We start from the raw sequence: 22,085 nt of genomic DNA, 5'->3' as shown, positions 1-22,085 counted from the left end.
TGCGGTGATCCGCGCTGCCTAGACTGGTCTGCGATGACCGCTTCCTCGCCATACGCAGCTTCACCGTACGCCGACGCGCTCGGCCGTCTCCCGGTGCGCACAGCAGACGTGCCCGTCCTCGGTGGCACCACCCGCTACTGGGACTACGGCGACCCCGCCGCGCAGACGACGCTCGTGCTCGTGCACGGGTTCCGCGGCGACCATCACGGCCTCGAGCCTGTCGTCGCACAGCTCGGCGGGGTGAGGATGATCTCGCCCGATCTTCCCGGCTTCGGCGCATCCACTCCATTGACGGAGGCGAAGCACGACATCGACGGCTACGCGCGCTGGCTCAGGGCGTTCGTGCGCGAGCTCGGCATCGACGGCAGGTTCGTGCTGCTCGGTCACTCCTTCGGGTCGATCGTGGTCTCGGCGGCTCTGGCCGATGCGACGGCTCCGGATGCGCTGCACCCGAACGACGTGGTGCTGGTGAACCCGATCGGGCAGCCGGCGCTGGAGGGACCGCGCGGCATCATGACGCGGCTTGCGATCTTCTACTACTGGCTGGCTGCAGCGCTTCCGCGAACGCTCGGCTTCGGTCTGCTGCGCAACCGTGCGATCGTGCGCGTGATGAGCGTGACGATGGCGAAGACCAAGGACAAGGCGCTCCGGCGCTGGATCCACGACCAGCACGACCGCTACTTCAGCGCGTTCAGCGACCGCGAGGTGGTGCTCGACGCCTTCCGCGCCTCCGTGTCGCACGACGTCAGCGAGTACGCGGCGCGCATCCAGGAGCGCACCTTGCTGGTGGCTGCTCAGAAGGACGACATCACGCCGCTGTCGGCGCAGTACCGCCTGCAGACCCTGTTCCCTGATGCGCGCCTCGTCGTGATCCCGGACGTCGGCCACCTGATCCACTACGAGACGCCGACCGAAGCGGCGCGAGCGATCGAGGACTTCCTGGCATGAGGATCGTCTTCGACTGCCGCTACACCAGGATCGGCCGCCACGACGGGATCAGCCGGTACACGGCGGGCCTCGTCGCCGCGCTGGCGAAACGCCACGCCGTCACCATGCTCATCAGCGACCACCGTCAGCTCGAGATGCTGCCGCATCTGCCGTGGGAGCTGATCGGCTCGCCGACCAGCGCCGGCGAGCCGTGGGTGGCCAGGCAGGTCAACAGGCTCAAGCCGGACGTGGTGTTCACACCGATGCAGACCATGGGCGGCTGGGGTCGCCGGTACCGGCTCGTGCTCACCGTGCACGACCTCATCTACTACCGCAATCGCACCCCACCGCGCGACCTGCCTGCCCCCATCCGGTTGCTGTGGCGGCTCTACCACCTGGCCTGGTGGCCGCAGCGGATGCTGCTCAACCGGTCGGATGCGGTGGTGACCGTGTCGCAGACCACCAAGCAGCTCATCGCCGAGCACAGGCTCACCCGCCGTCCGGTGCACGTCGTGCCGAACGCGGCAGACATGCCGGAGCTCGATCCGGTACGGATGGGCAGGACGAGCCCGGAGTCGAAGTCGCTCGTCTACATGGGCTCGTTCATGCCGTACAAGAACGTCGAGACGCTGGCGCGCGCCGCCGCCCTGCTTCCCGACTACGAACTGCACCTGATGAGCAGGGTGTCCGACGCAGAGCGGGAGCGCCTGACGGCCGTTGCGCCGGATGCGCGGATCGTGTTCCACAACGGGGCGAGCGACGAGGAGTACGCGGAGACGATCGCCGCGGCCACGGCCCTGGTGACGGCGTCGCACGACGAAGGCTTCGGCATCCCCCTGGTGGAGTCGATGACGCTCGGCACGCCCGTGGTGGTCAGCGACATCCCGATCTTCCGCGAGATCGGGGGAGAGGCCGCCCTGTTCTTCGCGCCGAACTCCGCAGAGGAGGCGGCCGCGCGCATCCGGCACCTGGAGGAGGACGGCGTGTGGGCGGCGCGCTCGGAGGCGTCGAAGCGCGAGGCGGCCCGGTTCACCTGGGATGCGTCGGCTGAACATCTTCTCACGGTGCTGACCGCTGCCGCGGCGAGGGCGAAACGGAAGCTGGATTGATGTCATAATCGCGAGGCGTGCACAGGTGCACTTTTCGAGTGGGGGGAGAATTCGATGCTGGGTAAACGGTGGATCAGGACGGCCGCGTCCGTCGGAATCGCGGCGGCGACCGCGATCGCAGGGACAATGCTCGGGGCGATGCCGGCCCACGCCGCCCAGTCGATGTATCGGATCGTCAACACGCTGCCAGCTGCGCCGGGCACCGATCCGTGGGCGACAGTCCCGACGATGGCCATCGACCCGGCGACGAACACGATGTTCGCCCTGGTGTCGAGCAGCACCGCCAGTAGCCTGACGGTGCTCGACCTCGCCGCTGGCTCGGTGAGCAAGACGCTTCCGCTTCCGCACATCCCGAACGGCGTCGACATCGACGCAGGGCGCGGCCTTGTGTACGTCACGATTGCGGACACCACCGCCGGCACGGCTTCACTGGCCGTGTTCTCGACGACGTCGAAGACCCAGGTGGCGACCATCCCGCTCGGCAGCGTGAACCTCGTGGGCAGCAGCGGCAACAGTGGGATGGCCGTCGACACAGCGACGGGCTCGGTTTACCTCGTCGGTACACGATCCGTCGGCGGGACGCCGACGCCGTCCATCCTGGTGCTGACGGCGGCGCAGATCGCCTCCGCCGTCGGCGGCACAGGCGTGACACCGACGGCCGTGCCGCTGCCGTCGACGACGCAGGGCCCGTCCGCTGTCACTGTCGATGCGGCAGCGGGCATCGTGTACGCCGTGACGATGTCGCCGACCGCCTCCACGCTGTACGCGTTCAGCACGGCGACGAACGCGCTGACGAAGACGGTTCCGCTGACCGGAGTCGCGGACGTGGCGACGGTCGACCCTGCGACGGGCACCGTGTACGTCTCTCGCCGCACGGCGCCGTCGGCGACCACGTACGAGCTGGCTCTCGTGCCGCGCGGCGCATCCGCCGTATCGTCGACCATCGAGCTTCCCGCGCAGGCGGAATCGCTCGAGGTCGATCCGACCGCAGGCACGCTCTACGCCGCCGTCTCCCAGCCGTTCGAGGGCGGGACGATCAACGAGGTGTTCGCGATCGACACCGCCTCGAAGGAGGTCGTCGCCGGTCTGCCCGTCACGACCCCGGCCGACGTCGCGGTGAACCCGGCCACGGGCACGGCCTATGTCTCGGGTGCACGCTCCGGGGACACCCTGATCTCCGTCCTCCGGAAGCTCACCACCGACCGGGTGGCGGGCAGCGACCGCTTCGCGACGTCTGTTGCCGTCTCGAAGAAGGCGTTCCCCGGCACGGCCCCGGTGGTCTACGTGGCGTCCGGGCTGAACTACCCGGATGCCCTCGCCGCCGGTCCCGCCGCCACGAAGCGAGGCGGACCGCTCCTGCTCACGCCGCCGACCGGCCTCACAGCGGATGTCGCCGCTGAGGTCTCCCGCCTCAAGCCGACGACGATCGTGGTCGCCGGAGGCCCGGCCTCCGTGTCGGATCACGTTCTCAGCCAGCTGCGAACGGCCGCGCCGTCGGCGACGGTGAACCGGGCAGCGGGAGACGACAGGTTCGCCACGTCGCGCTCGGTGGCGAAGGGCGCGTTCTCCACGGCGAACACGGTCTACCTCGCCTCCGGCGCGAACTTCCCCGACGCACTCTCGGCGGGTGGGGCAGCCGGATCGAAGGGCGCGCCGGTGCTCCTCGTCGATGGGGCGGCGAGCTCCGTCGACTCCGCCACGGCGGCGCTGCTGAAATCCCTCGGCACGAAGAAGGTCGAGTTGGTCGGAGGGTCGGCTGTCATGTCGTCAGGCGTGGAGTTGTCTCTGACCAAGAGCGGCTACACGGTCGACCGCCTCGCCGGACAGGATCGGTACGCCACCGCGGAAGCGGTCAATGTGAGCACGTATCCCACCGCATCCACCGCTGTCATCGCCACCGGATTCGGCTATGCCGATGCGCTCGCGGCGAGCAGCTGGGCGGGAAAGACGTCGTCGCCGCTGTACCTCGCGCCGGGGAGCTGCGTGCCGAGCGGCGTGCTGGCCGATATGGGACGACTCGGTGTCCGGACCGTCACCCTGGTCGGCGGTCCGACCGTGTTGAACGCCGGGGTCGAATTCCTCACGCCGTGCGATGGGCTGTAGTCCGCGCGTCTGACTGAGAACACGGGGAGTCAGAGAACAGAGGGGTCAGAGCACGGACGCGGTGAACAGGTCCCGGTCTTCCGGGTGCAGGTTGAAGCGGTCGAGGGTAAGAGTTCCGTCTTCGTAGACGAACTCGTGCACGGAGCCGTTCGGGATGACCTCACCCGGGCCGGGAAGCGCGTGGCCTGTGACGTGGCGCACCAGCGATCCGATCACGCCGCCGTGACTGACGACGATGACGGACTCTCCTGGGTGCTGCTCGCCCAGCGCAAGCAGGGCGGGCAGCGCGCGCTCCACGACCTCGTCGCGCGACTCGCGGCCTGGCACCGGCGTTCCCTCCGGCCAGCGGGCCAGGATCTCGGCTCCGGTGAGGCCCTCCGCGTCTCCGTAGCGGCGCTCGGCGACCTCGGGGAGGGGGAGGGGCGCATCCAGACCGGTGTGCGACGCGATGATGCTCGCCGTCTCGGTCGCTCGGCTCAGCGGGCTGGCGTAGATGGCGTCGTAGCGTCCTCCGGCGAGCGCGCGGCCCGTGGCATCGGCCTGTTCGCGGCCTGTGCTGTTCAGCGGGATGTCGCTCGACCCCTGGATGCGTTTGGCGAGGTTCCAGTCGGTCTGACCGTGGCGAACGAGGGAGATTCTGGTCACACGCGTCCTTTCATCGCGGACGCGGAGGCCGCCTGGAGCTAGGTGAGTCTGGCGGCGAGTTCGACGAGTGTCTCCGTCGTCCCTGCGTTCAGCTTAATGGTCGCGCGGCCGTCGCCCTTCGTCTCGCCCCTGTTCACGATCACGATGGGGAGCTTGCGGCGCCTGGCCTCCTCCAGCAACCGGATGCCCGAGTTGACCGCCAGGGACGACCCTGCGATCAGCAGCGCGTCCGAGCTGCGGACCAGTGCGCTCGCCTCGCGGTACTTCTCCGCGGGGATGAACTCGCCGAAGAACACCACGTCCGGCTTGAGGTGGCCGCCGCAGACGGTGCAGTCCGGAACCTGGAACGCATCCACATCGGTGACGATCGCGTCGCCGTCCGGGGCGATCTCGACCGCGCCGTCCGCATCCAGCCACGGGTTGGCCTGCTCGATGCGGGCCGCGATGGCCTCGCGGGCGAAGATCTGGCCGCAGACCAGGCAGAGCACCCTGTCCATCGCGCCGTGCAGATCGACGACCTTGCGGGAACCGGCCTGCTTGTGCAGGCCGTCGACGTTCTGCGTGACGACGCCGTTGGCAGCGCCGCCGAGTTCGAGCGCTGCGATGGCGCGGTGCCCGTCGTTCGGGGCGGCGGCGGCGAACCGGCGGTAACCGAGATGGCTGCCTGCCCAGTAGCGCTTGCGGTACGTGTCGTCGGCGAGGAACTGCTGGAACGTCATCGGCGTGCGCTTCGGCGCGCCCTCGCCTCGGTAGTCGGGGATGCCGGAGTCGGTCGAGACGCCTGCGCCGGTGAGCAGGGCGAACCGGCGTCCTGCCAGCAGCTCAACCGTCCTGTCGAGGTCGCGCGCCAGCTCGGCAGGGAGCTCCGTCGTCACTGTTGCCACGTGCGCCTCCTGTCGATGCTTCTTGCAGTCTAAACACGCGAGTTTTCCGGAATGTTTCCGACGACTGGCAATCTGTAAGCTGCACCGCGATCCTCCGGTGCATGACGAGAGGCTTCCGCCGTGCGCATCCATCGCATCACCGACCTGACTGCAGACGGGCTCGCAGACTATTCGCGGCTCACCGACGTCGCCTTGCGGCGCGTCAGCGAGCCGGAGGGCGGGCTGTACATCGCGGAGTCGTCGAAGGTCATCACGCGCGCGCTGGCTGCCGGACACCGGCCGCGTTCCGTGCTGCTGCAGGAGCAGTGGCTGGCCGACCTGGAGCCGCTGCTCGCCGACTACCCCGACGTGCCCGTGTTCGTGGGGGAGAGCGGCGTGCTGGAGGAGCTCACCGGCTACCACCTGCACCGTGGAGCCCTCGCGGCGATGCACAGGCCAGAGCTGCCGCAGCCCGCGTCGCTGCTGCGGGATGCGCGGCGCGTGGTGGTGCTGGAGGACATCGTCGACCACACCAACGTCGGGGCGATCTTCCGCTCGGTCGCCGGGCTCGGCGCAGACGCGGTCCTGGTGAGCCCGCGTTGCGCAGACCCGCTGTACCGCAGGAGCGTGCGGGTGAGCATGGGCACGGTGCTGCAGGTGCCGTGGACGCGCATCCCTGAGTGGGACGAGGCGGCGCCGATCCTGCACGACGCCGGGTTCGAGATCGCCGCGCTGGCGCTGGCGGACGACGCGATGGAGCTCGGCGCGTACGCCGCAGCCGCTCCGGAACGGGTGGCGCTGGTGCTCGGGTCGGAGGGCGACGGACTGAGCCGCAGGGCGCTGGCGGCCGCCGACACGGTGGTGACCATCCCGATGCTGCACGGAGTGGACTCGCTGAACGTCGCGTCGGCGAGTGCGGTGGCGCTCTGGGCACTGATGCGGTGACCGTTGCGCGCTCGGCTCGCTCGGCGCTCTCCGCGCTTATGGCGCGTTCTCAGGGGACGCCTCGGTAGCCCCGCATAGAATTCTCGGGTGCAAGACCAGTCCCGCCGAGTGTCCCCCCAGGTGTACCGCCGTCGCCGGATCGTCGTCTTCAGCCTCGTCGGGGTCGTCCTCGCGAGCCTGATGTACCTGTCCGGGTCGCTGTTCGGTCCCGTGCCGGCCACAGCGGCGGTCGTGCAGCACGAGAAGAGCATCGTGCAGCCCGCTGCGCAGCTCGCCTGGCCTGGCTGGGGTGCGAGCGCCATCTCCGCTCCGGATGTGGACGGTGCGACCGAATACCACGGCAGCGACAAGAGCCTGCCGATCGCCAGCGTGACGAAGACGATCACCGCGCTGGTCGTGCTCGACAAGAAGCCCATCACCGGAGGATCGGACGGGCCGACGATCGACTTCACCCAGAAGGACGTCGACATCTGGAACGAGGTCATCAGCGAGGGCGGATCGTGGGCGCCCGTCGTCGCAGGAACGTCGATGACCGAGAAGCAGGCGCTCACCGCGATGCTGCTCCCGTCCGCGAACAACTACGCCATCTCGCTCGCCAACTGGGCGTACGGCTCCTCCGACGCGTTCGTGAAGGCCGCGAATACCTGGCTCGACAGCAAGAAGTTCACCGAGACGCACCTCACCAGCCCGGACGGACTCGACCCTGGCAGCGTCAGCACCACCAAGGATCTGATCGGCATCGGCAAGCTCGTGCTCGCCGACCCCGTGCTGTCCGCGATCGTCTCGCAGAAGTCGGCGACTCTTCCGGGCGCAGGGGCGCAGGACAACACGAACACCCTGCTCGGCTTCGAGGGCATCGACGGCATCAAGACGGGCAACACGGACGAGGCGGGCAACTGCCTGCTGTTCTCCGCGGAGATCGGCGTCGGCAGCAACAAGGTGCGCGTGGTCGGCGCCGTGCTCGGCGCGCCGACTCACGACGACCTGTGGGCAGCCGTCAAGGCGCTGCTGGTGAGCATGAAGGGCGGCTTCCACCAGGTGGATGCGTCCAGCGTCGGCCAGTCGTACGGCACGTACTCGACCCCCTGGGGAGCGCGATCCGCCCTCGTCTCCACCTCGACGAAGAGCTTCGTCGTGTGGTCGGACACGCCCATCCAGGTCGACCTGCAGACGCGCACCATCCAGTCGGGACGCAAGGGGGACGTGGTCGGTCAGGTCACCTTCACCCTGAACGGCAAGACCCAGACCGCCGAGCTCGCGCTGGCCCGCGACGTGCCGGACCCCGGCTTCGGCTGGCGCCTCGCCCACCCCGGCGGCCTCGGCGCCTGACCGACGCCTCGCCCAGCCTCGATTGCTTGGGGAGGCGGGTCAGAGCTCGGGGAGGCGGAAGGGGCCCGCGTCCGGGCGCTTGGGGAGGACGTGGTCGCCGGAGGACTGGTGGCGGACGCGCCGGAGCACCCACGGGACGAGGTACTCGCGCGCCCAGGACAGGTCCTCCGCGCGCGCCTGGCGCCAGGTGCGCTCCGGCAGCGGCTCGGGCTGCAGCGGCTGCAGGTCGTTCTCGACGTTGAGGGCGGCGAGCACCATGCGCGCGACCGTGTGGTGGCCGAGCGGCGCCAGGTGCAGGCGGTCCGGCGCCCACATCCGCTGGTCCTGTATCTCGGTGAGCGCCCACTGGTCGGCCACGATGCAGTCGTACTTGGCGGCGACGGCGCGCACGTTCTCGTTGTAGATCGCCACCTTGCCGCGGATACCGCGGAACACGGGGGAGAAGCCGACGTCGACGCCGGTGAAGACGACGATGGTCGCCCCGTCGACGCTCAGCCGTGAGACCGCGTCGTCGAACAGGGCGGCGATGGCGTCCGGGTCGGTGCCGGGGCGGATGACGTCGTTGCCGCCCGCGGAGATGGTGACGAGGTCGGGCCGCAGCGCGACAGCCGGCTCGACCTGCTCATCCAGGATCTGCTTGATCAGCTTGCCGCGCACAGCGAGGTTGGCGTACGCGAAGTCGTCGGTCTGCTGGCTGAGCACCTCGGCGACCCGATCGGCCCAGCCGCGGTGACCGCCGGGGCTGCCGGGCTCTGGATCGCCGATGCCTTCCGTGAACGAGTCGCCGAGTGCGACATAGCGGGACCACGGATGCTGAGCGACTGCCATACCTTCATTCTGCACCCAGCCATTCTGCCCTCCCGCCGAGCGTCGCTCTCGAACGCGCCGCCACCGGTGATGCGGCACGCCCGGGGGTGGGGGACGCGTGGGCGAGTGTCGGCGGGAGCCGGTAGATTTGATCCAAGTGGAACAGCCGACAGAACCCGATACCTCGCTTCGCCCTGGTGCGCACGCCGGAACGTTCGCCGCTGAACACCTGTCGCCCTCCTTCCCGGAGAGAGCGGCCTGGGGTACAGCAGGCAAACTGCGTGCCTGGCAGGCCGAGGCGCTCGACGCATACTTCGAGCATGAGCCGCGCGACTTCCTCGCCGCCGCGACGCCCGGCGCGGGAAAGACGACGTTCGCGCTGCGACTCGCCACCGAGCTGCTCGCACGGCGAGTTGTCGAGCGCATCACCGTCGTCGCCCCGACCGAGCACCTGAAGCGGCAGTGGGCCGAAGCGGCAGAACGCGTCGGACTGCACCTCGACCCGGAGTTCAAGAACTCGGACGGCCGATACGCCCGCCACTTCAAGGGCGTGGCTGTCACATACGCGCAGGTCGCGATGCGCCCGAGCCTGCACAAAGACATCACGGAGAACTACCGCACGCTCGTGATCCTCGACGAGGTGCACCACGGCGGCGACGCTCTGAGCTGGGGCGACGGCATCCGCGAGGCGTTCGAGCGTGCCACCCGGCGCCTCTCGCTCACCGGGACGCCGTTCCGCTCCGATACCGCTCCCATCCCGTTCGTGACGTACCTGCCGGACAAGGCGGGCATCCGCACGTCGCTCACCGACTACAACTACGGCTACGGCCGCGCCCTCGCAGACGGCGTCGTGCGACCGGTGATCTTCCTGGTCTACGCCGGGCACATGCGCTGGCGCACCAAAACAGGCGACGAGATGGAGGCGCGGCTCGGCGAGGGCAACACCAAAGACATCACGTCGCAGGCCTGGCGCACGGCGCTCGATCCGCGCGGCGAATGGATCCCCGCGGTCCTGAACGCCGCTGACCGCCGCCTCACCGAGGTGCGCAACGCCATCCCGGATGCGGGCGGCCTGGTCATCGCGACCGACCACTACGCCGCCCGCGCGTACGCCGACCTGCTGCAGCAGATCTCCGGCGAGCCGGTCACAGTGGTGCTCTCCGACGAGAAGGAGGCGAGCGACAGGATCGCCGAGTTCGCAGCGGGCACCTCCCGCTGGATGGTCGCGGTGCGCATGGTGTCGGAGGGGGTGGACGTTCCCCGGCTGGCGGTCGGGGTGTACGCGACCAGCGCATCCACGCCGCTGTTCTTCGCGCAGGCGATCGGACGTTTCGTGCGTGCGAGGCGACGCGGGGAGACGGCGTCGGTGTTCCTGCCGAACGTACCGACGCTGATGGCTCTCGCCAACGCGCTCGAACTGGAGCGCGACCACGCCCTCGACCGGCCGACGGACGAGAACGCCGAAGGCGACTTCTTCAACCCGGAAGACGCCATGATGGCGGAAGCGAACCGGCAGGAGCGCGCATCAGAGGGGTTGATGGACGAGTTCTCGTTCGAGGCGCTCGGCTCAGAGGCGAACTTCGACAGGGTCCTATACGACGGCCAGGAGTTCGGCAGCTTCGCGGTGCCCGGCAGCGACGAGGAGCACGACTTCATCGGGCTGCCCGGCATCCTGGAACCGGAGCAGGTGCACGAGCTGCTGACGCAGCGGCAGCAGCGGCAGGCGCGTCGCACCAGCTCCCGTCCGCCGGCGGCGGACGGGCATCCGCCCGCGCCGCTGTACCGCAACCTCAAGGAGCAGCGCAGCCTGCTGAACAGCCTGGTCGGGCTGTACTCGAAGAACACGGGGGAGCCGCACGGCCTCATCCACGCCGAGCTGCGCCGCGCGTGCGGCGGCCCCGCGGTCGCGCAGGCGTCGGTGACGCAGCTCCAGTCCCGAATCGACTACCTGCGCCGCCGCCTCGGCCGCGGCTGACACGGGCGCTTGCGGCTGCACGAGTCGTGCGGAACGTGCGGTCGCGGGCGCGGTGACCGCACGCTTCGCACGAGCGGACGGCGCCGCGCGCGATCCGGTGCTGCACGAGTCGTGCGGAACGTGCGGTCGCGGGCGCGGTGACCGCACGCTTCGCACGAGCGGACGGCGCCGGACCGTGCGCGGCGCATCCTGAAACGCGGACGGGCGGCCGCGCAGCGCGCGACCGCCCGTGCGGCGAAGCACGCGGCTAGATGACGCCCATCGCGATCATCGCGTCGGCGACGCGGGTGAAGCCGGCGATGTTGGCGCCGAGCACATAGTCGCCGGGGGCGCCGTACTCGTCGGCGGTCTCCGCGCAGCGGTCGTGGATGCCGACCATGATCTCGGCGAGGCGGCCTTCCGCGTACTCGAAGCTCCACGCATCCCTGGAGGCGTTCTGCTGCATCTCGAGGGCAGAGGTCGCCACGCCGCCCGCGTTCGCCGCCTTGCCGGGCGCGAACAGCACGCCGGCGGCCGTCAGCACACGCACCGCCTCCGGCGTGCACGGCATGTTCGCGCCCTCGACCACGGCAGCGACGCCGTTGTCGGCGAGGATCTTCGCCGCGTCGCCGCCGAGCTCGTTCTGCGTGGCGCACGGGATCGCGACGTCGATCGTCGTCTCCGCCGCCAGCGCCCAGATGTCGCCGCCTGCGCGGTACGCGGATGCGCTGCCGCGCGCATCCGCGTAGTCGCTGAGGCGTCCACGGCGCTGCTCCTTGATCTCGCGCAGGAGGTCGAGGTCGAGTCCGTCGCGGTCGTAGACGACGCCGGTCGAGTCTGAGCACGCGACGACGGTGCCGCCGAGCTGCTGCACCTTCTGGATGGCGTAGATGGCGACGTTCCCCGAGCCGGAGACGAGCACGCGCGCGCCGTCGAACGAGCGACCGCGGGTGGACAGCATCCGGTCGGCGAACACGACGGCGCCGAACCCGGTGGCCTCCGTGCGCACGAGCGAGCCGCCCCAGCCGATGCCCTTGCCGGTGAGGACGCCGGACTCGTAGCGGTTGGTGATCCGCTTGTACTGGCCGAACAGGTAGCCGATCTCCCGGCCGCCGACGCCGATGTCACCGGCGGGGACATCCGTGTACTCGCCCAGGTGGCGGTACAGCTCGGTCATGAAGGACTGGCAGAACCGCATCACCTCGGCGTCCGACTTGCCCTTGGGGTCGAAATCGCTTCCGCCTTTGCCTCCGCCGATCGGGAGTCCGGTGAGTGCGTTCTTGAAGATCTGCTCGAAGCCGAGGAACTTCACCGTGCCGAGCGTGACGGTCGGGTGGAACCGCAGGCCGCCCTTGAACGGCCCGAGCGCCGAGTTGAATTCGACGCGGAAGCCGCGGTTGATCTGCACACGGCCGCTGTCGTCCGTCCACGGCACCCGGAAGATGATCTGGCGTTCCGGCTCGCACAGCCGCTCGAGGACGGCGGCCTCGGCGTAGCGCGGGTTCCTGGCGATCACGGGGCCGAGGGAGTCGAAGACCTCCCTCGCTGCCTGGTGGAATTCTGGCTCTCCGGCGTTCCGCTTGAGGACGTCGTCGAGGAGGGTGGTGAGGTCAGTAGTCACTCGCGGCCTTTCGATGGTGCACAAGATTTCTGAGTCTACTCTCAGACACCTGACGCTCTCCGCCGCGTGACGACGGCTGGATGCGCGCCTGGATGTGCGGATGCCCACCCGGTGGATGCGCGGGTGAGGTGAGCCTGCGCATGCTGGCAGGGCGGCCCTCGACTTCCTAGGCTGAGCCCATGAGCGAGCAACAGGTCGACGGACAGCACGCGGGCGAGCCGCACAGGGAAGGGCTCGCCCAGCGCCTCAACTGGCTGAGAGCCGGGGTGCTCGGCGCCAATGACGGGATCGTATCCGTGGCCGCGGTGGTGGTCGGTGTCGCTGGGGCGACGGGCGACATCGCGCCGATCCTCACGGCGGGGATCGCAGCGCTCGTCGGCGGGGCGATCTCGATGGCGCTCGGCGAGTACGTCTCTGTCAGCAGCCAGCGAGACAGCGAGCACGCGCTCATCGCCAAGGAACGCAGGGAGCTCGCCGAGATGCCGGAGCAGGAACTCGCCGAGCTGGCCGGGTTGTACGAGGCGAAGGGCCTGAAGCCGGAGACGGCCAGGCAGGTCGCTCTCGAACTCACCGAGCACGACGTGCTCGCTGCCCATCTGTCCGCCGAGCTCGGGATCGACCAGGACGACGTGGTCAGTCCGTGGCACGCGGCCCTCGCGTCGGCGGTGGCGTTCACGATCGGCGGGTTGCTGCCGCTGCTGACGATCCTGCTGCTGCCCGCAGCCATCCGCATCCCCATCACGTTCGTGGTGGTGCTGGTGGCGTTGGCGATCACGGGATACGTCGCTGCGTACATCGGTGGCAGCCCGCGCGGGAAGGCGACGGTGCGCGTGGTGGTCGGGGGAGCGCTGGCCCTGATCGTGACGTTCGCGATCGGCGCGCTGCTCGGCACATCGGGCGTGGTGTGATGGGCATGACGGAAGAGGCGCACCGATGACCAGGGCGATGAAGGGGCGGCGGCGATGAGCAGCGAGACCGTGTTGACCGGCGTGACAGGGCTGAGGGACAAGCGCGACATCGTCGCCAACTGGCTGCCCCGCTACACGGGTACGGCCGTGGAGGATTTCGGCGAGCACATCCTGCTCACCAACTTCGGCGACTACGTGCAGCGGTTCGCCGAGTGGTACGGCACTGAGGTGCGCGGCGCGGACCGGCCGATGCCGAACGCGACGGCGGACGGGATCACGATCATCAACTTCGGGATGGGCAGCCCCAACGCCGCGACGGTGATGGACCTGCTCAGCGCGGTGACGCCGAAGGCAGCCCTCTTCCTCGGCAAGTGCGGCGGCGTGAAGCGCAAGAACCAGCTCGGCGACCTCGTGCTCCCGATCGCGGCGATCCGCGGCGAGGGCACGTCGAACGACTACCTGCCGCCCGAGGTACCAGCCCTCCCGGCGTTCCAGTTGCAGCGCGGTGTGTCCACGACGATCCGCGACTTCGGCCACGACTACTGGACGGGCACGGTGTACACGACCAACCGCCGCGTCTGGGAGCACGATGAGACGTTCAAGGCCAGGCTGCGGGAGACGCGCGTGATGGCGGTGGACATGGAGACGGCGACGATCTTCGCCGCAGGCTTCGCCAACCGCATCCCGTGCGGTGCGCTGCTGCTGGTGTCCGACCAGCCGATGATCCCCGAGGGCGTGAAGACGGCGGACAGCGATCGCAGCGTGACGGGCCAGTTCGTGGAGCGGCACATCCGGATCGGTGTGGAGGCGCTGCGGCTGGTGCGGCGCAACGGCCGCAGCGTGCGGCACCTGCGGTTCGAGGACGAGTAGGCCACCCGTCACCGGAAGTCGCGCGACATCGTGCGCATCCCGGCGTCCAGCGGTTCGAGGCGGTCGGCGATCACGTTGACCACGCCCTCCTCGCTGCGTTCGAGCATCCCGCGGATCACCATGGCGGGAGCTTCGCGGGCAACGCGGCGGTAGCGGTTCCAGACGCCGACAGGGCAGATCACGTTGATGAGGCCGGTCTCGTCCTCCAGGTTGAGGAACGTGACGCCCGCCGCCGTCGCGGGGCGCTGCCTGTGCGTGACGACGCCGCCGACCTCGATGCGGCGGCCGGACTCCGCCGTCGCCAGGGCGTCGGCCGCGTACACCCCGCGGGCGCGCAACTGCGGGCGGAGGTAGCCGATGGGGTGGTCGTCGGTGGAGATGCCGGTGGCCCACAGGTCGCTCGCGAGCTGTTCCGCCGGGCTCAGCATCGGCAGCAGAGGGGGCTGCACGCTGATCGACGTTCCCGCCAGGTACTCCGGCTTCTCCTGTGCCGCGTTACCGGCCTCCCAGATCGCCTGGCGGCGGCTCAGCCCGAAGCTCTCGAACGCACCGGCCGCGGCGAGCGCCTCCAGTTGCGCCACGTTCAGCCCAACCCTCCTGGACAGGTCGCCCAGGCTCAGGTATCGGCCACCGGATGCGCGTTCGGCGACGATGCGCTCCGCCAGCTTCTCGCCGATGGTCGTCACCCCGGCGAGTCCCAGCCGCACCACGTGGCCGGCGTCTCTGCGGTGCAGCGTGTGGTCGAGCGGGACGCTGCGATCGAACGATGCGATCTCCGGCTGGTCGTGCGCGAGGCACGGGTCGGTTCCGGTCGGCCCTGCCGCTGCCGCATCCATCGGCTCGAGCACGGGGAACACCTGCGAGCGCTCGATGTCCGGCCGCTCCACCACCACACCGTGCCTGCGGGCGTCCGCGGTGAGCGTGCGCGGCGAGTAGAAGCCCATCGGCTGCGCCCGCAGCAGGGCGGCGAGGAACGCACCTGGATAGTGCAGCTTGAGCCACGAGCTCACGTAGACGAGCAGCGCGAAACTGATCGCGTGGCTCTCCGCGAAGCCGAAGTTCGCGAACGCCTCGATCTTGGCGTAGATGGCGTCCGCGTCGTCGCCGACGATGCCGTTGCCGGCCATCCCCGCGTACAGCTTGTCGCGCAGCGAGCCGATCTTCTCCTGCCCGCGCTTGGAGCCCATCGCCCTGCGCAGCAGGTCGGCGTCCTCCGCCGTGCAGTCGCCGACCGCCACGGCCATCTGCATCAGCTGCTCCTGGAACAGCGGCACCCCCATCGTGCGTTCCAGCACGGGCTCCAGCGCAGGATGCAGGTAGGTCACCTCCTCCTGGCCGAGCTTCCTGCGGATGTACGGGTGCACGGCGCCGCCCTGGATGGGGCCTGGCCGGATGAGCGCGATCTCGATCACCAGGTCGTAGAACGTGCGCGGCTGCAGACGGGGCAGTGTGCCGATCTGCGCGCGGCTCTCCACCTGGAACACCCCGATCGAGTCGGCGACGCAGAGCATGTCGTACACGCCCTGCTCCTCTTTTGGGATGCTGTCGAGCGTCCACTGCTCACCGAGCGACTCCGCGATGGTCTTCATGGCGTAGTCGATGGCGCTCAGCATCCCGAGCCCCAGCAGGTCGAACTTGACCAGGCCCATCCAGGCGCAGTCGTCCTTGTCCCACTGCAGCACGGTGCGGTTCTCCATGCGGGCGTGCTCGATCGGGCAGACCTCGCCGACGGGGCGGTCGGTGAGCACCATGCCGCCGGAGTGGATGCCCAGGTGTCTCGGGAACTTCAGCACCTGCGTCGCCAGGTCGACCACCGCATCCGGGATGTCGTGGTCGGCCGTCGGCTGGATGGAGCCCCAGGAGTCGATCTGCTTCGACCAGCCGTCCTGCTGGCCGGTGGAGTACCCGAGCGCCTTCGCCATGTCGCGCACGGCGTTCTTCGGCCGGTAGGTGATGACGTTCGCCACCTGGGCGGCGTTGTGCCTGCCGTACTTCCGGTAGACGTACTGGATGACCTCCTCGCGCCGGTCGGAGTCGAAGTCGACGTCGATGTCCGGCTCCTCCTCCCGCATGCTCGACAGGAACCGCTCGAACGGCAGGGCGTACTTGATCGAGTCGACCGCGGTGATCCCGAGCAGGTAGCAGACGGCGGAGTTCGCGGCGGACCCCCTGCCCTGGCAGAGGATGCCCTGGCTGCGGGCGTACCGCACGATGTCGTAGACGATGAGGAAGTAGCCGGGGAAGTCCTTCGCCTCGATCACGTCCAGCTCGCGGGCGATGCGCTCCCGTTTGGCCTGGTTGCTCGCGAGATCGGGATAGCGCTCCTCCGCGCCGCACCAGGTGAGCTCGCGCAGCCAGCTCATCGGCGTGTGCCCGTCCGGCACCTCCTGCTTCGGCAGTTTGGGGCGGGCGCTGCGCAGCCGGAACTCGAGGTCGTCCGCGACCTCGACGGTGCGCTCCACCGCGCCGGGATACCGGGCGAACCTGGCCGCCATCTCCCTGCCGCTGCGCAGGTGGGCGGCATCGGAGGCCGGCAGCCAGCCGTCCATCTCGTCGAGGCTTCTGCGGGCGCGCACCGCGGAGAGCGCTGACGCGAGCGGGTACTGGGCGGGCGATGCGTAGTGCACGTTGTTGGTGGCGACCACGGGCATCCCGAGCCTGGCGGCGATGCGGGCGAGCGCGTCGTTGTCCGTGGTGTCGTGGGGGTTGCCGTGGTCGATCAGCTCGACCAGGACGTTGTCGCGGCCGAACAGCTCGCCGAGCCGGGCGACCTCCCGCTCCGCCGCCCGCTCGCCGTCGGAGGCGAGGGCGAGCCGCACGTCGCCCTTGCGGCAGCCGGTGAGCACCATCCACTCTCCGGATGCGCGTGCCGCCAGTCCATCGATGTCGTAGACCGGCCGTCCCTTCTCCTCACCGGCGAGCTGGCCGTCCGTGATGGCGGCGGCGAGCCGGTGGTAGCCATCCTGCCGCCTGGCGAGCACGACGAGATGACTGCCCTCCGGGTCGGCTTCGCCGTTCTGCGGACGACTCAGCTCCAGCGACAGCTCTGCGCCGAACACGGTCTTGACGCGCTCGTACGCCTCGGCGGCCTCGGCCAGGTGCACGACGCCGTACAGGCCGTCGTGGTCGGTGACGGCGAGGCCGTGCAGGCGCAGCCTGGTGGCCTCCTCCAGTAGTTCCTCCGGCGAGCTGGCGCCGTCGAGGAAGCTGAAATTGGTGTGCGCGTGCAGCTCCGCGTACGGGACGTGGCCGCCGTCCTGCTCCTCCGCCGCCTCCTGGATCGGGGCGGGGACGTACGCGGGGCGCTTGCGCGACGACGGCCGCTCGTCGGCCTGCTCGCTGGTGCGCCTGCCGGAGAGCCGCCGCTCGAACTCCGACCACGGGATGGGCGGGTTGTTCCAGCCCATCAGTCGTATCTCGCTTCCGCCAGCCAGGCGCCGTCCGCCAGCACCAGCAGCCAGGCGTTGCCGTCGGCGTCGACCACCTGGAACCGGTGCGCGGTGCGCGCGGCCGCCGCATCCCACCAGCGCTCCCGCACCGGCCACGGGCCTGCCCAGGAGTCGATGGGGCGCGCATCCCGTGCGGCACCGGTCGACGAGTACAGGGCGATCGGCGCCGTCACCACCCCGCGTCCCGTCACCCCGACAGGCTCGCCGTCGCCGCCCAGCACGGCCACAGCGCGCGGAGACTCGAACACCGTCGACGGTGCGGGCGCAGGCAGGCTGCCAGGCCACGGCTGGTCTGCGCGCGCCACCCCCACCGCCCTGTCGCCCCACGGCACGAGCACCTGCCGTTCGGCCAGTCCCCGTCCTCCGCCGATGGTGGCCGTGAGCACGGCGTCGTGCCCCAGGATGCTCTGCACCCGCGACAGCCCGTGATGGATGCGCTCGTCGGCCCCGCCGCCCCACAGCCCCTCCTCGTGGTGCCCGATGTCGTCCACCGCCTCCGGCTCCACCAGCACGCGCGCGATCGGCGAGCCCAGCCCGCTCTCGATGCTGCCTGAGCCCTGCAACTGCCAGCGCACCCTGTCCACCACGTCCGCCGCGGAGAACAGGCGAGGGTGCAGCCAGGTCCGCTCGCTCACCCGGCCGGACTCGTCCGTCACCTCGATCCGCAGCGCCGTGCACACCAGCCCTGCCTTGGTCAGCCCGCCGATGAACGTCTCCGCCGTGCCGCGGAACGCGAACGTCACCTGATCCACCCTGTCCAGCGCCGGCTCGAACTCGATCGCCCTCTCCAACTGCTTCGGCGGCGTGCGCGGCACCACCGCCGTGCTGTCGAGGCCGCTCGCGATGGTGTGGCACCAGGCGCCGCGCTCCCCGAACCGCTCCCGCACATCCGTCGCCCCGAGGGCGGCCAGGTGGCCGAGGGTGTGGATGCCGAGCCTCCTGAACAGCGGCGTCAGCTCGTCCTGCCCGAGCTGCGCGATCGGCAACGGCGAGAGGAAGGCGGGGGAGTCGCCGGCCGGGATCACCCTGATCCGCTCCGCCCCGGTCGTGCGGGCGGCCTGCTCTGCGGCGAACGGCCCGTCGGCGATGCCGACCCGCGCATCCGGGATGCCCAGCCCCTCCAGGCAGCGCAGCAGCTCGGCGGCCGCCTGCTCCTCTCCGCCGTAGTAGCGGGCTGGACCGCGGGCGCGCAGCACGCAGGTGCCTGGACGTACCGGCTGGACGCCGGGGGTGATCTCCTCGATCGCCGCGAGCACAGGGTCGAAGGCACGCGCATCCAGCACGGGGTCGTACGGCAGCACCTGCAGCTGGGTGCACCTGGACTGGGCCTCCCGGATGCGCAGTCCCCGCTTCACGCCATCGGCGCGGGCGGAGGAGGAGCAGGCGAACACGAGGTTGCGGTCGACGAGCGCCAGCGGGGTGTCCGCAGGCAGGTCGCCGGCGTGCAGAGCGGCGGTCACCGGCCAGTCCGGGCACCACAGCACGATCGCGCGGGTGACGGCCGGCATGTCAGCTCACCGCCTCCAGGCGGGTGGTGCCCGCTGCTGCGCGGAAGCTCTCGTCGAGTCCGGGGAGCCAGAGCTCAGCGCGGCGGCGCTGGCCGGTGCCGCCGCGCGGAGCGGATTCGACGGTCACCCTGCGCGACGACAGGTAGCCCGTTCCTCCGCCGAGCCCGTCCCAGCCGCTGCGGGAGACCGTGAGCGTCGCCTCGACCTGCGGCCAGTCGCCCACCACGATCAGGGTGGCCTCGCGCTGCCGCAGCCGGGCGGAGAGCCTGGCGATGTCGCCGTCGCGGGCGCGGCTGGTGGGGGAGACGACGACCACGCTCAGCACATCCACCACCGCTGCCGTGACGGTCAGCCACTGGTCGCCTGGGTGCGGGACGAGCACCAGCCGGTCGAGGTCGACTCCGAACCGGCCTGCCGCCTCTGCGCCGAAGTCGGGCATCCCGACCACCCCGCACCAGGCTCCTGCGGCGCTGGGGCCGGCCAGCATGGCCATGACGAGCGTCGTCGACCCGCGGACCGCGTACGCAGCTCCCGCCTTCAGCGCACCGCCAGGCAGCAGAGGGGCGAGTGCCGGATGCGTCTCCAGCCGCCTGCTCTCCAGGGTGGTGGCCTGCATCTGCCGGATGCGCGACTGCAGCTCGTGCACCTGCGCCCGGTCGACGACCGGTTCGGCGATGGCGGCTGCTGAGGATTGCATACCAACATTTTCGAACATATGTTCGACGATGGCAAATGCATTTTCGCGCACATCGGCGTGTCATCGGCGTGTCAGCCGCAGCAGCGGCAGGGTGTCGTGCAGCCGTCCGGAAAACGAAAAACGGGGCCGCGCCGAAGCGCGACCCCGTTGGAAGCTCAGGTCAGAGCGGGCGGATGTTCTCCGCCTGCAGGCCCTTGGGGCCCTGCGTCACCTCGAACTCGACCTTCTGGTTCTCCTCGAGCGAGCGGTAGCCGCTCGAAGCGATTGCAGAGTAGTGAGCGAACACGTCAGCGCCGCCGTCGTCGGGAGCGATGAAGCCGAAGCCCTTTTCCGCGTTGAACCATTTGACCGTACCAGTAGCCATATCTCCTCCAGGAGCGATATTCCTCGACCCCGACTGTCGGGGCCTCGTCGCGTGTTCTCCTGCTCCTGTAAAGCTGGCAACGCTCCGGGTTTGGGACGCACCTATCCAACACATGCAAAACACACGACTGGGGTTAGCCTAGCCGCCAACCCGCGAAAAACACACCAGTGACGCCGAATCAACCTCACGGTTCGGTGACGAAGTCGATCAGCTGCTCGACTCTGCCGAGCAGCTCCGGCTCCAGATCGGCGAACGATCGCACCGTTCCGAGGATGCGCTTCCAGGCGCGTGCGGTGTCTGCCTGCGTCTCGTGGGGGAGTCCGAGCGCGGCGCAGATCCCCTTCTTCCACTCGATCGAGCGCGGGATGCTCGGCCATGCCTCGAGCCCGACCCTCGCCGGTTTCACGGCCTGCCAGATGTCGATGTACGGGTGCCCGACCACCAGGACGTGCGCTCCGTACGGTCCGCGCTTGACCGCGTCGGCGATCCTGCTCTCCTTGGAGCCAGGCACGAGGTGGTCGACCAGAACGCCGATGCGGCGGGAGCGATCCGGCGCGAACTCGCGGACGATCGCATCCAGATCGTCGACGCCCTCCAGGTATTCGACCACGACGCCTTCGACCCGCAGATCGTCGCCCCAGACCTTCTCGACCAGCTCGGCGTCGTGCCGTCCCTCGACGAAGATGCGGCTGGCGCGAGCGATCCTGGCTTTCTGATCGTCGACCGCGAACGAACCGGACGCCGTCCTCGCCCGTCCGCCTCCGTCTTTCTTGGCGTGCACCAGCGTGACGGGCTCTCCGTCGATCAGAAACGATCCGGTGATCGGGAAGACGCGTTTCTTGCCGAAGTAGTCCTCCAGCTCGACGAACTGGCCCTCGAGACGGGTGACGGCGCCGCAGAAGCCGCTCGCCGCATCCTCGACCACCAGGTCGCGCACGGCTTCGACCTGGGGGACGGTCTTGCGTCCTGCGTTCTTCCAGTCGCTCGCCAGCACATCGGTTCCATAGCGGTCGTCGTTCACCCGGTGAGACTAAGCGGTGAGGGGGCGGTGGGAGGGGAGGCACGCCATCAGTCGAAGATCCTCACCAGGTGCCAGCTGCGGCTGGCGTCGTCGTGGCGCACGTCGAACACGTGCGCGCATCCCGTCTCGTCCGTGGCCTGGAAGCGCCAGCCGCCGATCTCCCTGGGCAGGCTGCCGACGCCGTAGCGGTGCTCGCCGAACGGACGCCACCAGGCGCACACCTCAGCCCAGACCGTCGGCGTGTCGGTGACGCGGTACCTGGTCGCCCGCCACACCAGCCTGGTCGGGATGCCATCGTCCGTCGTCCAGACCGCGACGGCCTCGCCGATGTCGGTCATCTCTCTCACCTCCTTGCTCGAACGTATGTTCGATTAACGAGTGTAAGACCATCGACCGACGAACGCACCTGCGCCATACTGGCTGCATGACCGACCTGACCGACCCTTCCGGCGCATCCCTTCGGCTCAGCAACGACGAGCGCGAACGCGCCGTCTCCGCGATCCAGGCGCACGCTGCGCAGGGGCGACTGAGCGAGGCAGAGGTGCAGTCGCGCGTGCAGTCTGCGCGGGCGGCTGTGACCCGCGGCGACCTCGCCCCGCTGTTCGCGGACCTGCCGGGTGGTGTGGACCTGGACGGCCCTGGAGCGGGCGCAGGCGCAGGCGCGGGCGGGGGAGCAGGGGCGGCTTATGCGGCGCCGGCCGCCGCTGCCCAGCCAGCGCGCGACCCGTACGCGACGCCATCCGAGCCGTACTCCCGGCCGGCCAACCGCCGCTGGGGGCTCGCCATCGTGTCGGTGGCGCCGTTCGTCGCCCTCATCCTCTTCTTCGTGACCAGTACGGTGTGGGGCTATGCGTACAGCTGGCTCTGGTTCCTGCTCGTCCCGATCACCGGCGCCATCGTCTACGGCGCGGACGGCGGTCGCGACCGGGATCGCCGCTGACGCAAGCCGGCCCGGCCCTGACCGG

Annotated in this window: 19 protein-coding genes; 9 read left to right on the top strand and 10 right to left on the bottom strand. The window is 69.8% G+C overall.

The genetic code is table 11. The features are described from left to right. The first annotated feature begins 33 nt into the window (after nucleotides 1-33). Genes ASE16_RS09250 through ASE16_RS09240 form a run of 3 tightly spaced genes read left to right on the top strand, consistent with a single transcriptional unit; the run spans nucleotide 34 to nucleotide 4,139 of the window. Entirely contained in the window at nucleotides 34-948 is a 915-nt protein-coding gene (locus tag ASE16_RS09250; protein ID WP_055893942.1) for an alpha/beta fold hydrolase, read from the top strand. Further along, a complete protein-coding gene (locus tag ASE16_RS09245) occupies nucleotides 945-2,036 on the top strand; it encodes a glycosyltransferase family 4 protein (protein WP_055893939.1) in 1,092 nt (363 codons plus the stop codon). The genes ASE16_RS09250 and ASE16_RS09245 overlap by 4 nt, the downstream gene beginning before the upstream one ends. 54 nt (nucleotides 2,037-2,090) lie before the next feature. After that, entirely contained in the window at nucleotides 2,091-4,139 is a 2,049-nt protein-coding gene (locus ASE16_RS09240) for a cell wall-binding repeat-containing protein (protein WP_055893937.1), read from the top strand. Between the two features lie 45 nt (nucleotides 4,140-4,184). On the opposite strand, the gene ASE16_RS09235 is transcribed toward ASE16_RS09240, so the two are convergent. Both ASE16_RS09235 and ASE16_RS09230 read right to left on the bottom strand, forming a co-directional pair. Next, on the bottom strand, nucleotides 4,185-4,784 hold the full coding sequence (locus ASE16_RS09235) for a histidine phosphatase family protein (RefSeq protein WP_055893934.1): 600 nt from the start codon (nucleotides 4,782-4,784) through the stop codon (nucleotides 4,185-4,187). Nucleotides 4,785-4,822: 38 nt separating this feature from the next. Then, complete coding sequence (locus ASE16_RS09230) at nucleotides 4,823-5,668, bottom strand: Sir2 family NAD-dependent protein deacetylase (protein ID WP_055893932.1); 846 nt, start codon at nucleotides 5,666-5,668, stop codon at nucleotides 4,823-4,825. Nucleotides 5,669-5,788: 120 nt separating this feature from the next. Here ASE16_RS09230 and ASE16_RS09225 point away from each other — a divergent pair, with 120 nt between their 5' ends. Together ASE16_RS09225 and ASE16_RS09220 are read left to right on the top strand one after the other, a co-directional pair. Further along, a complete protein-coding gene (locus ASE16_RS09225; RefSeq protein WP_055893930.1) occupies nucleotides 5,789-6,592 on the top strand; it encodes a TrmH family RNA methyltransferase in 804 nt (267 codons plus the stop codon). An 87-nt stretch (nucleotides 6,593-6,679) separates the two neighbouring features. Beyond that, nucleotides 6,680-7,921: a D-alanyl-D-alanine carboxypeptidase family protein gene (locus ASE16_RS09220; RefSeq protein ID WP_235500429.1), complete on the top strand. Its 1,242-nt coding sequence runs from the start codon at nucleotides 6,680-6,682 to the stop codon at nucleotides 7,919-7,921. A gap of 39 nt (nucleotides 7,922-7,960) precedes the next feature. Here the strand turns inward: ASE16_RS09220 and ASE16_RS09215 are convergent, their stop codons facing one another. Continuing rightward, entirely contained in the window at nucleotides 7,961-8,749 is a 789-nt protein-coding gene (locus tag ASE16_RS09215; protein WP_055893925.1) for an SGNH/GDSL hydrolase family protein, read from the bottom strand. 136 nt (nucleotides 8,750-8,885) lie between these two features. Here ASE16_RS09215 and ASE16_RS09210 point away from each other — a divergent pair, with 136 nt between their 5' ends. Beyond that, entirely contained in the window at nucleotides 8,886-10,703 is a 1,818-nt protein-coding gene (locus tag ASE16_RS09210; RefSeq protein WP_055893923.1) for a DEAD/DEAH box helicase, read from the top strand. 247 nt (nucleotides 10,704-10,950) lie between these two features. Here the strand turns inward: ASE16_RS09210 and gdhA are convergent, their stop codons facing one another. Next, nucleotides 10,951-12,303: an NADP-specific glutamate dehydrogenase gene (gene gdhA, locus ASE16_RS09205; protein WP_055893921.1), complete on the bottom strand. Its 1,353-nt coding sequence runs from the start codon at nucleotides 12,301-12,303 to the stop codon at nucleotides 10,951-10,953. A 179-nt stretch (nucleotides 12,304-12,482) separates the two neighbouring features. On the opposite strand from gdhA, the gene ASE16_RS09200 reads away from it, so the two are divergent. Both ASE16_RS09200 and ASE16_RS09195 read left to right on the top strand, forming a co-directional pair. Beyond that, a complete protein-coding gene (locus ASE16_RS09200; RefSeq protein ID WP_055893918.1) occupies nucleotides 12,483-13,211 on the top strand; it encodes a VIT family protein in 729 nt (242 codons plus the stop codon). Between the two features lie 54 nt (nucleotides 13,212-13,265). Next, nucleotides 13,266-14,081, top strand: a complete 816-nt coding sequence (locus ASE16_RS09195) for an AMP nucleosidase (RefSeq protein ID WP_055893916.1) — start codon at nucleotides 13,266-13,268, stop codon at nucleotides 14,079-14,081. An 8-nt stretch (nucleotides 14,082-14,089) separates the two neighbouring features. Here ASE16_RS09195 and ASE16_RS09190 read toward each other — a convergent pair whose 3' ends face one another. The 6 genes from ASE16_RS09190 to ASE16_RS09165 form a co-directional block, all read right to left on the bottom strand. Next, on the bottom strand, nucleotides 14,090-17,488 hold the full coding sequence (locus ASE16_RS09190) for an error-prone DNA polymerase (protein WP_055893914.1): 3,399 nt from the start codon (nucleotides 17,486-17,488) through the stop codon (nucleotides 14,090-14,092). Next, the gene (locus ASE16_RS09185) at nucleotides 17,488-19,038 is read right to left on the bottom strand and encodes a DNA polymerase Y family protein (protein WP_055893912.1); all 1,551 of its coding nucleotides are present in this window, start codon (nucleotides 19,036-19,038) and stop codon (nucleotides 17,488-17,490) included. The genes ASE16_RS09190 and ASE16_RS09185 overlap by 1 nt, the downstream gene beginning before the upstream one ends. A gap of 1 nt (nucleotide 19,039) precedes the next feature. Continuing rightward, a complete protein-coding gene (locus tag ASE16_RS09180) occupies nucleotides 19,040-19,735 on the bottom strand; it encodes a hypothetical protein (RefSeq protein WP_055893910.1) in 696 nt (231 codons plus the stop codon). A 160-nt stretch (nucleotides 19,736-19,895) separates the two neighbouring features. Further along, complete coding sequence (locus ASE16_RS09175) at nucleotides 19,896-20,099, bottom strand: cold-shock protein (RefSeq protein ID WP_055893908.1); 204 nt, start codon at nucleotides 20,097-20,099, stop codon at nucleotides 19,896-19,898. A 184-nt stretch (nucleotides 20,100-20,283) separates the two neighbouring features. Further along, complete coding sequence (locus ASE16_RS09170; RefSeq protein WP_055893907.1) at nucleotides 20,284-21,120, bottom strand: DUF3097 domain-containing protein; 837 nt, start codon at nucleotides 21,118-21,120, stop codon at nucleotides 20,284-20,286. Between the two features lie 47 nt (nucleotides 21,121-21,167). Beyond that, nucleotides 21,168-21,458 (bottom strand): DUF6504 family protein, encoded by a 291-nt coding sequence (locus ASE16_RS09165; protein WP_055893905.1) that lies wholly within the window; start codon nucleotides 21,456-21,458, stop codon nucleotides 21,168-21,170. Nucleotides 21,459-21,544: 86 nt separating this feature from the next. Between ASE16_RS09165 and ASE16_RS09160 the strand changes: the two genes are divergently transcribed. Beyond that, on the top strand, nucleotides 21,545-22,060 hold the full coding sequence (locus tag ASE16_RS09160; RefSeq protein WP_055893903.1) for a DUF1707 domain-containing protein: 516 nt from the start codon (nucleotides 21,545-21,547) through the stop codon (nucleotides 22,058-22,060). The last annotated feature ends 25 nt before the right edge of the window (nucleotides 22,061-22,085 follow it).

The organism is Leifsonia sp. Root227 (assembly GCF_001428745.1).
Lineage (GTDB): Bacteria > Actinomycetota > Actinomycetes > Actinomycetales > Microbacteriaceae > Leifsonia.
This window is presented reverse-complemented; position numbering and strand designations above follow the sequence as displayed.

What these genes read in the sequence shown, in the direction of transcription:
- ASE16_RS09200 (WP_055893918.1), top strand. Translation starts at nt 12,483, where the DNA reads ATGAGCGAGCAACAGGTCGACGGACAGCACGCGGGCGAGCCGCACAGG.
- ASE16_RS09240 (WP_055893937.1), top strand. Translation starts at nt 2,091, where the DNA reads ATGCTGGGTAAACGGTGGATCAGGACGGCCGCGTCCGTCGGAATCGCG.
- ASE16_RS09195 (WP_055893916.1), top strand. Translation starts at nt 13,266, where the DNA reads ATGAGCAGCGAGACCGTGTTGACCGGCGTGACAGGGCTGAGGGACAAG.
- ASE16_RS09190 (WP_055893914.1), bottom strand. Translation starts at nt 17,488, where the DNA reads ATGGGCTGGAACAACCCGCCCATCCCGTGGTCGGAGTTCGAGCGGCGG.
- ASE16_RS09165 (WP_055893905.1), bottom strand. Translation starts at nt 21,458, where the DNA reads ATGACCGACATCGGCGAGGCCGTCGCGGTCTGGACGACGGACGATGGC.
- ASE16_RS09245 (WP_055893939.1), top strand. Translation starts at nt 945, where the DNA reads ATGAGGATCGTCTTCGACTGCCGCTACACCAGGATCGGCCGCCACGAC.
- ASE16_RS09215 (WP_055893925.1), bottom strand. Translation starts at nt 8,749, where the DNA reads ATGGCAGTCGCTCAGCATCCGTGGTCCCGCTATGTCGCACTCGGCGAC.
- ASE16_RS09160 (WP_055893903.1), top strand. Translation starts at nt 21,545, where the DNA reads ATGACCGACCTGACCGACCCTTCCGGCGCATCCCTTCGGCTCAGCAAC.
- ASE16_RS09175 (WP_055893908.1), bottom strand. Translation starts at nt 20,099, where the DNA reads ATGGCTACTGGTACGGTCAAATGGTTCAACGCGGAAAAGGGCTTCGGC.
- ASE16_RS09180 (WP_055893910.1), bottom strand. Translation starts at nt 19,735, where the DNA reads ATGCAATCCTCAGCAGCCGCCATCGCCGAACCGGTCGTCGACCGGGCG.
- ASE16_RS09185 (WP_055893912.1), bottom strand. Translation starts at nt 19,038, where the DNA reads ATGCCGGCCGTCACCCGCGCGATCGTGCTGTGGTGCCCGGACTGGCCG.
- ASE16_RS09250 (WP_055893942.1), top strand. Translation starts at nt 34, where the DNA reads ATGACCGCTTCCTCGCCATACGCAGCTTCACCGTACGCCGACGCGCTC.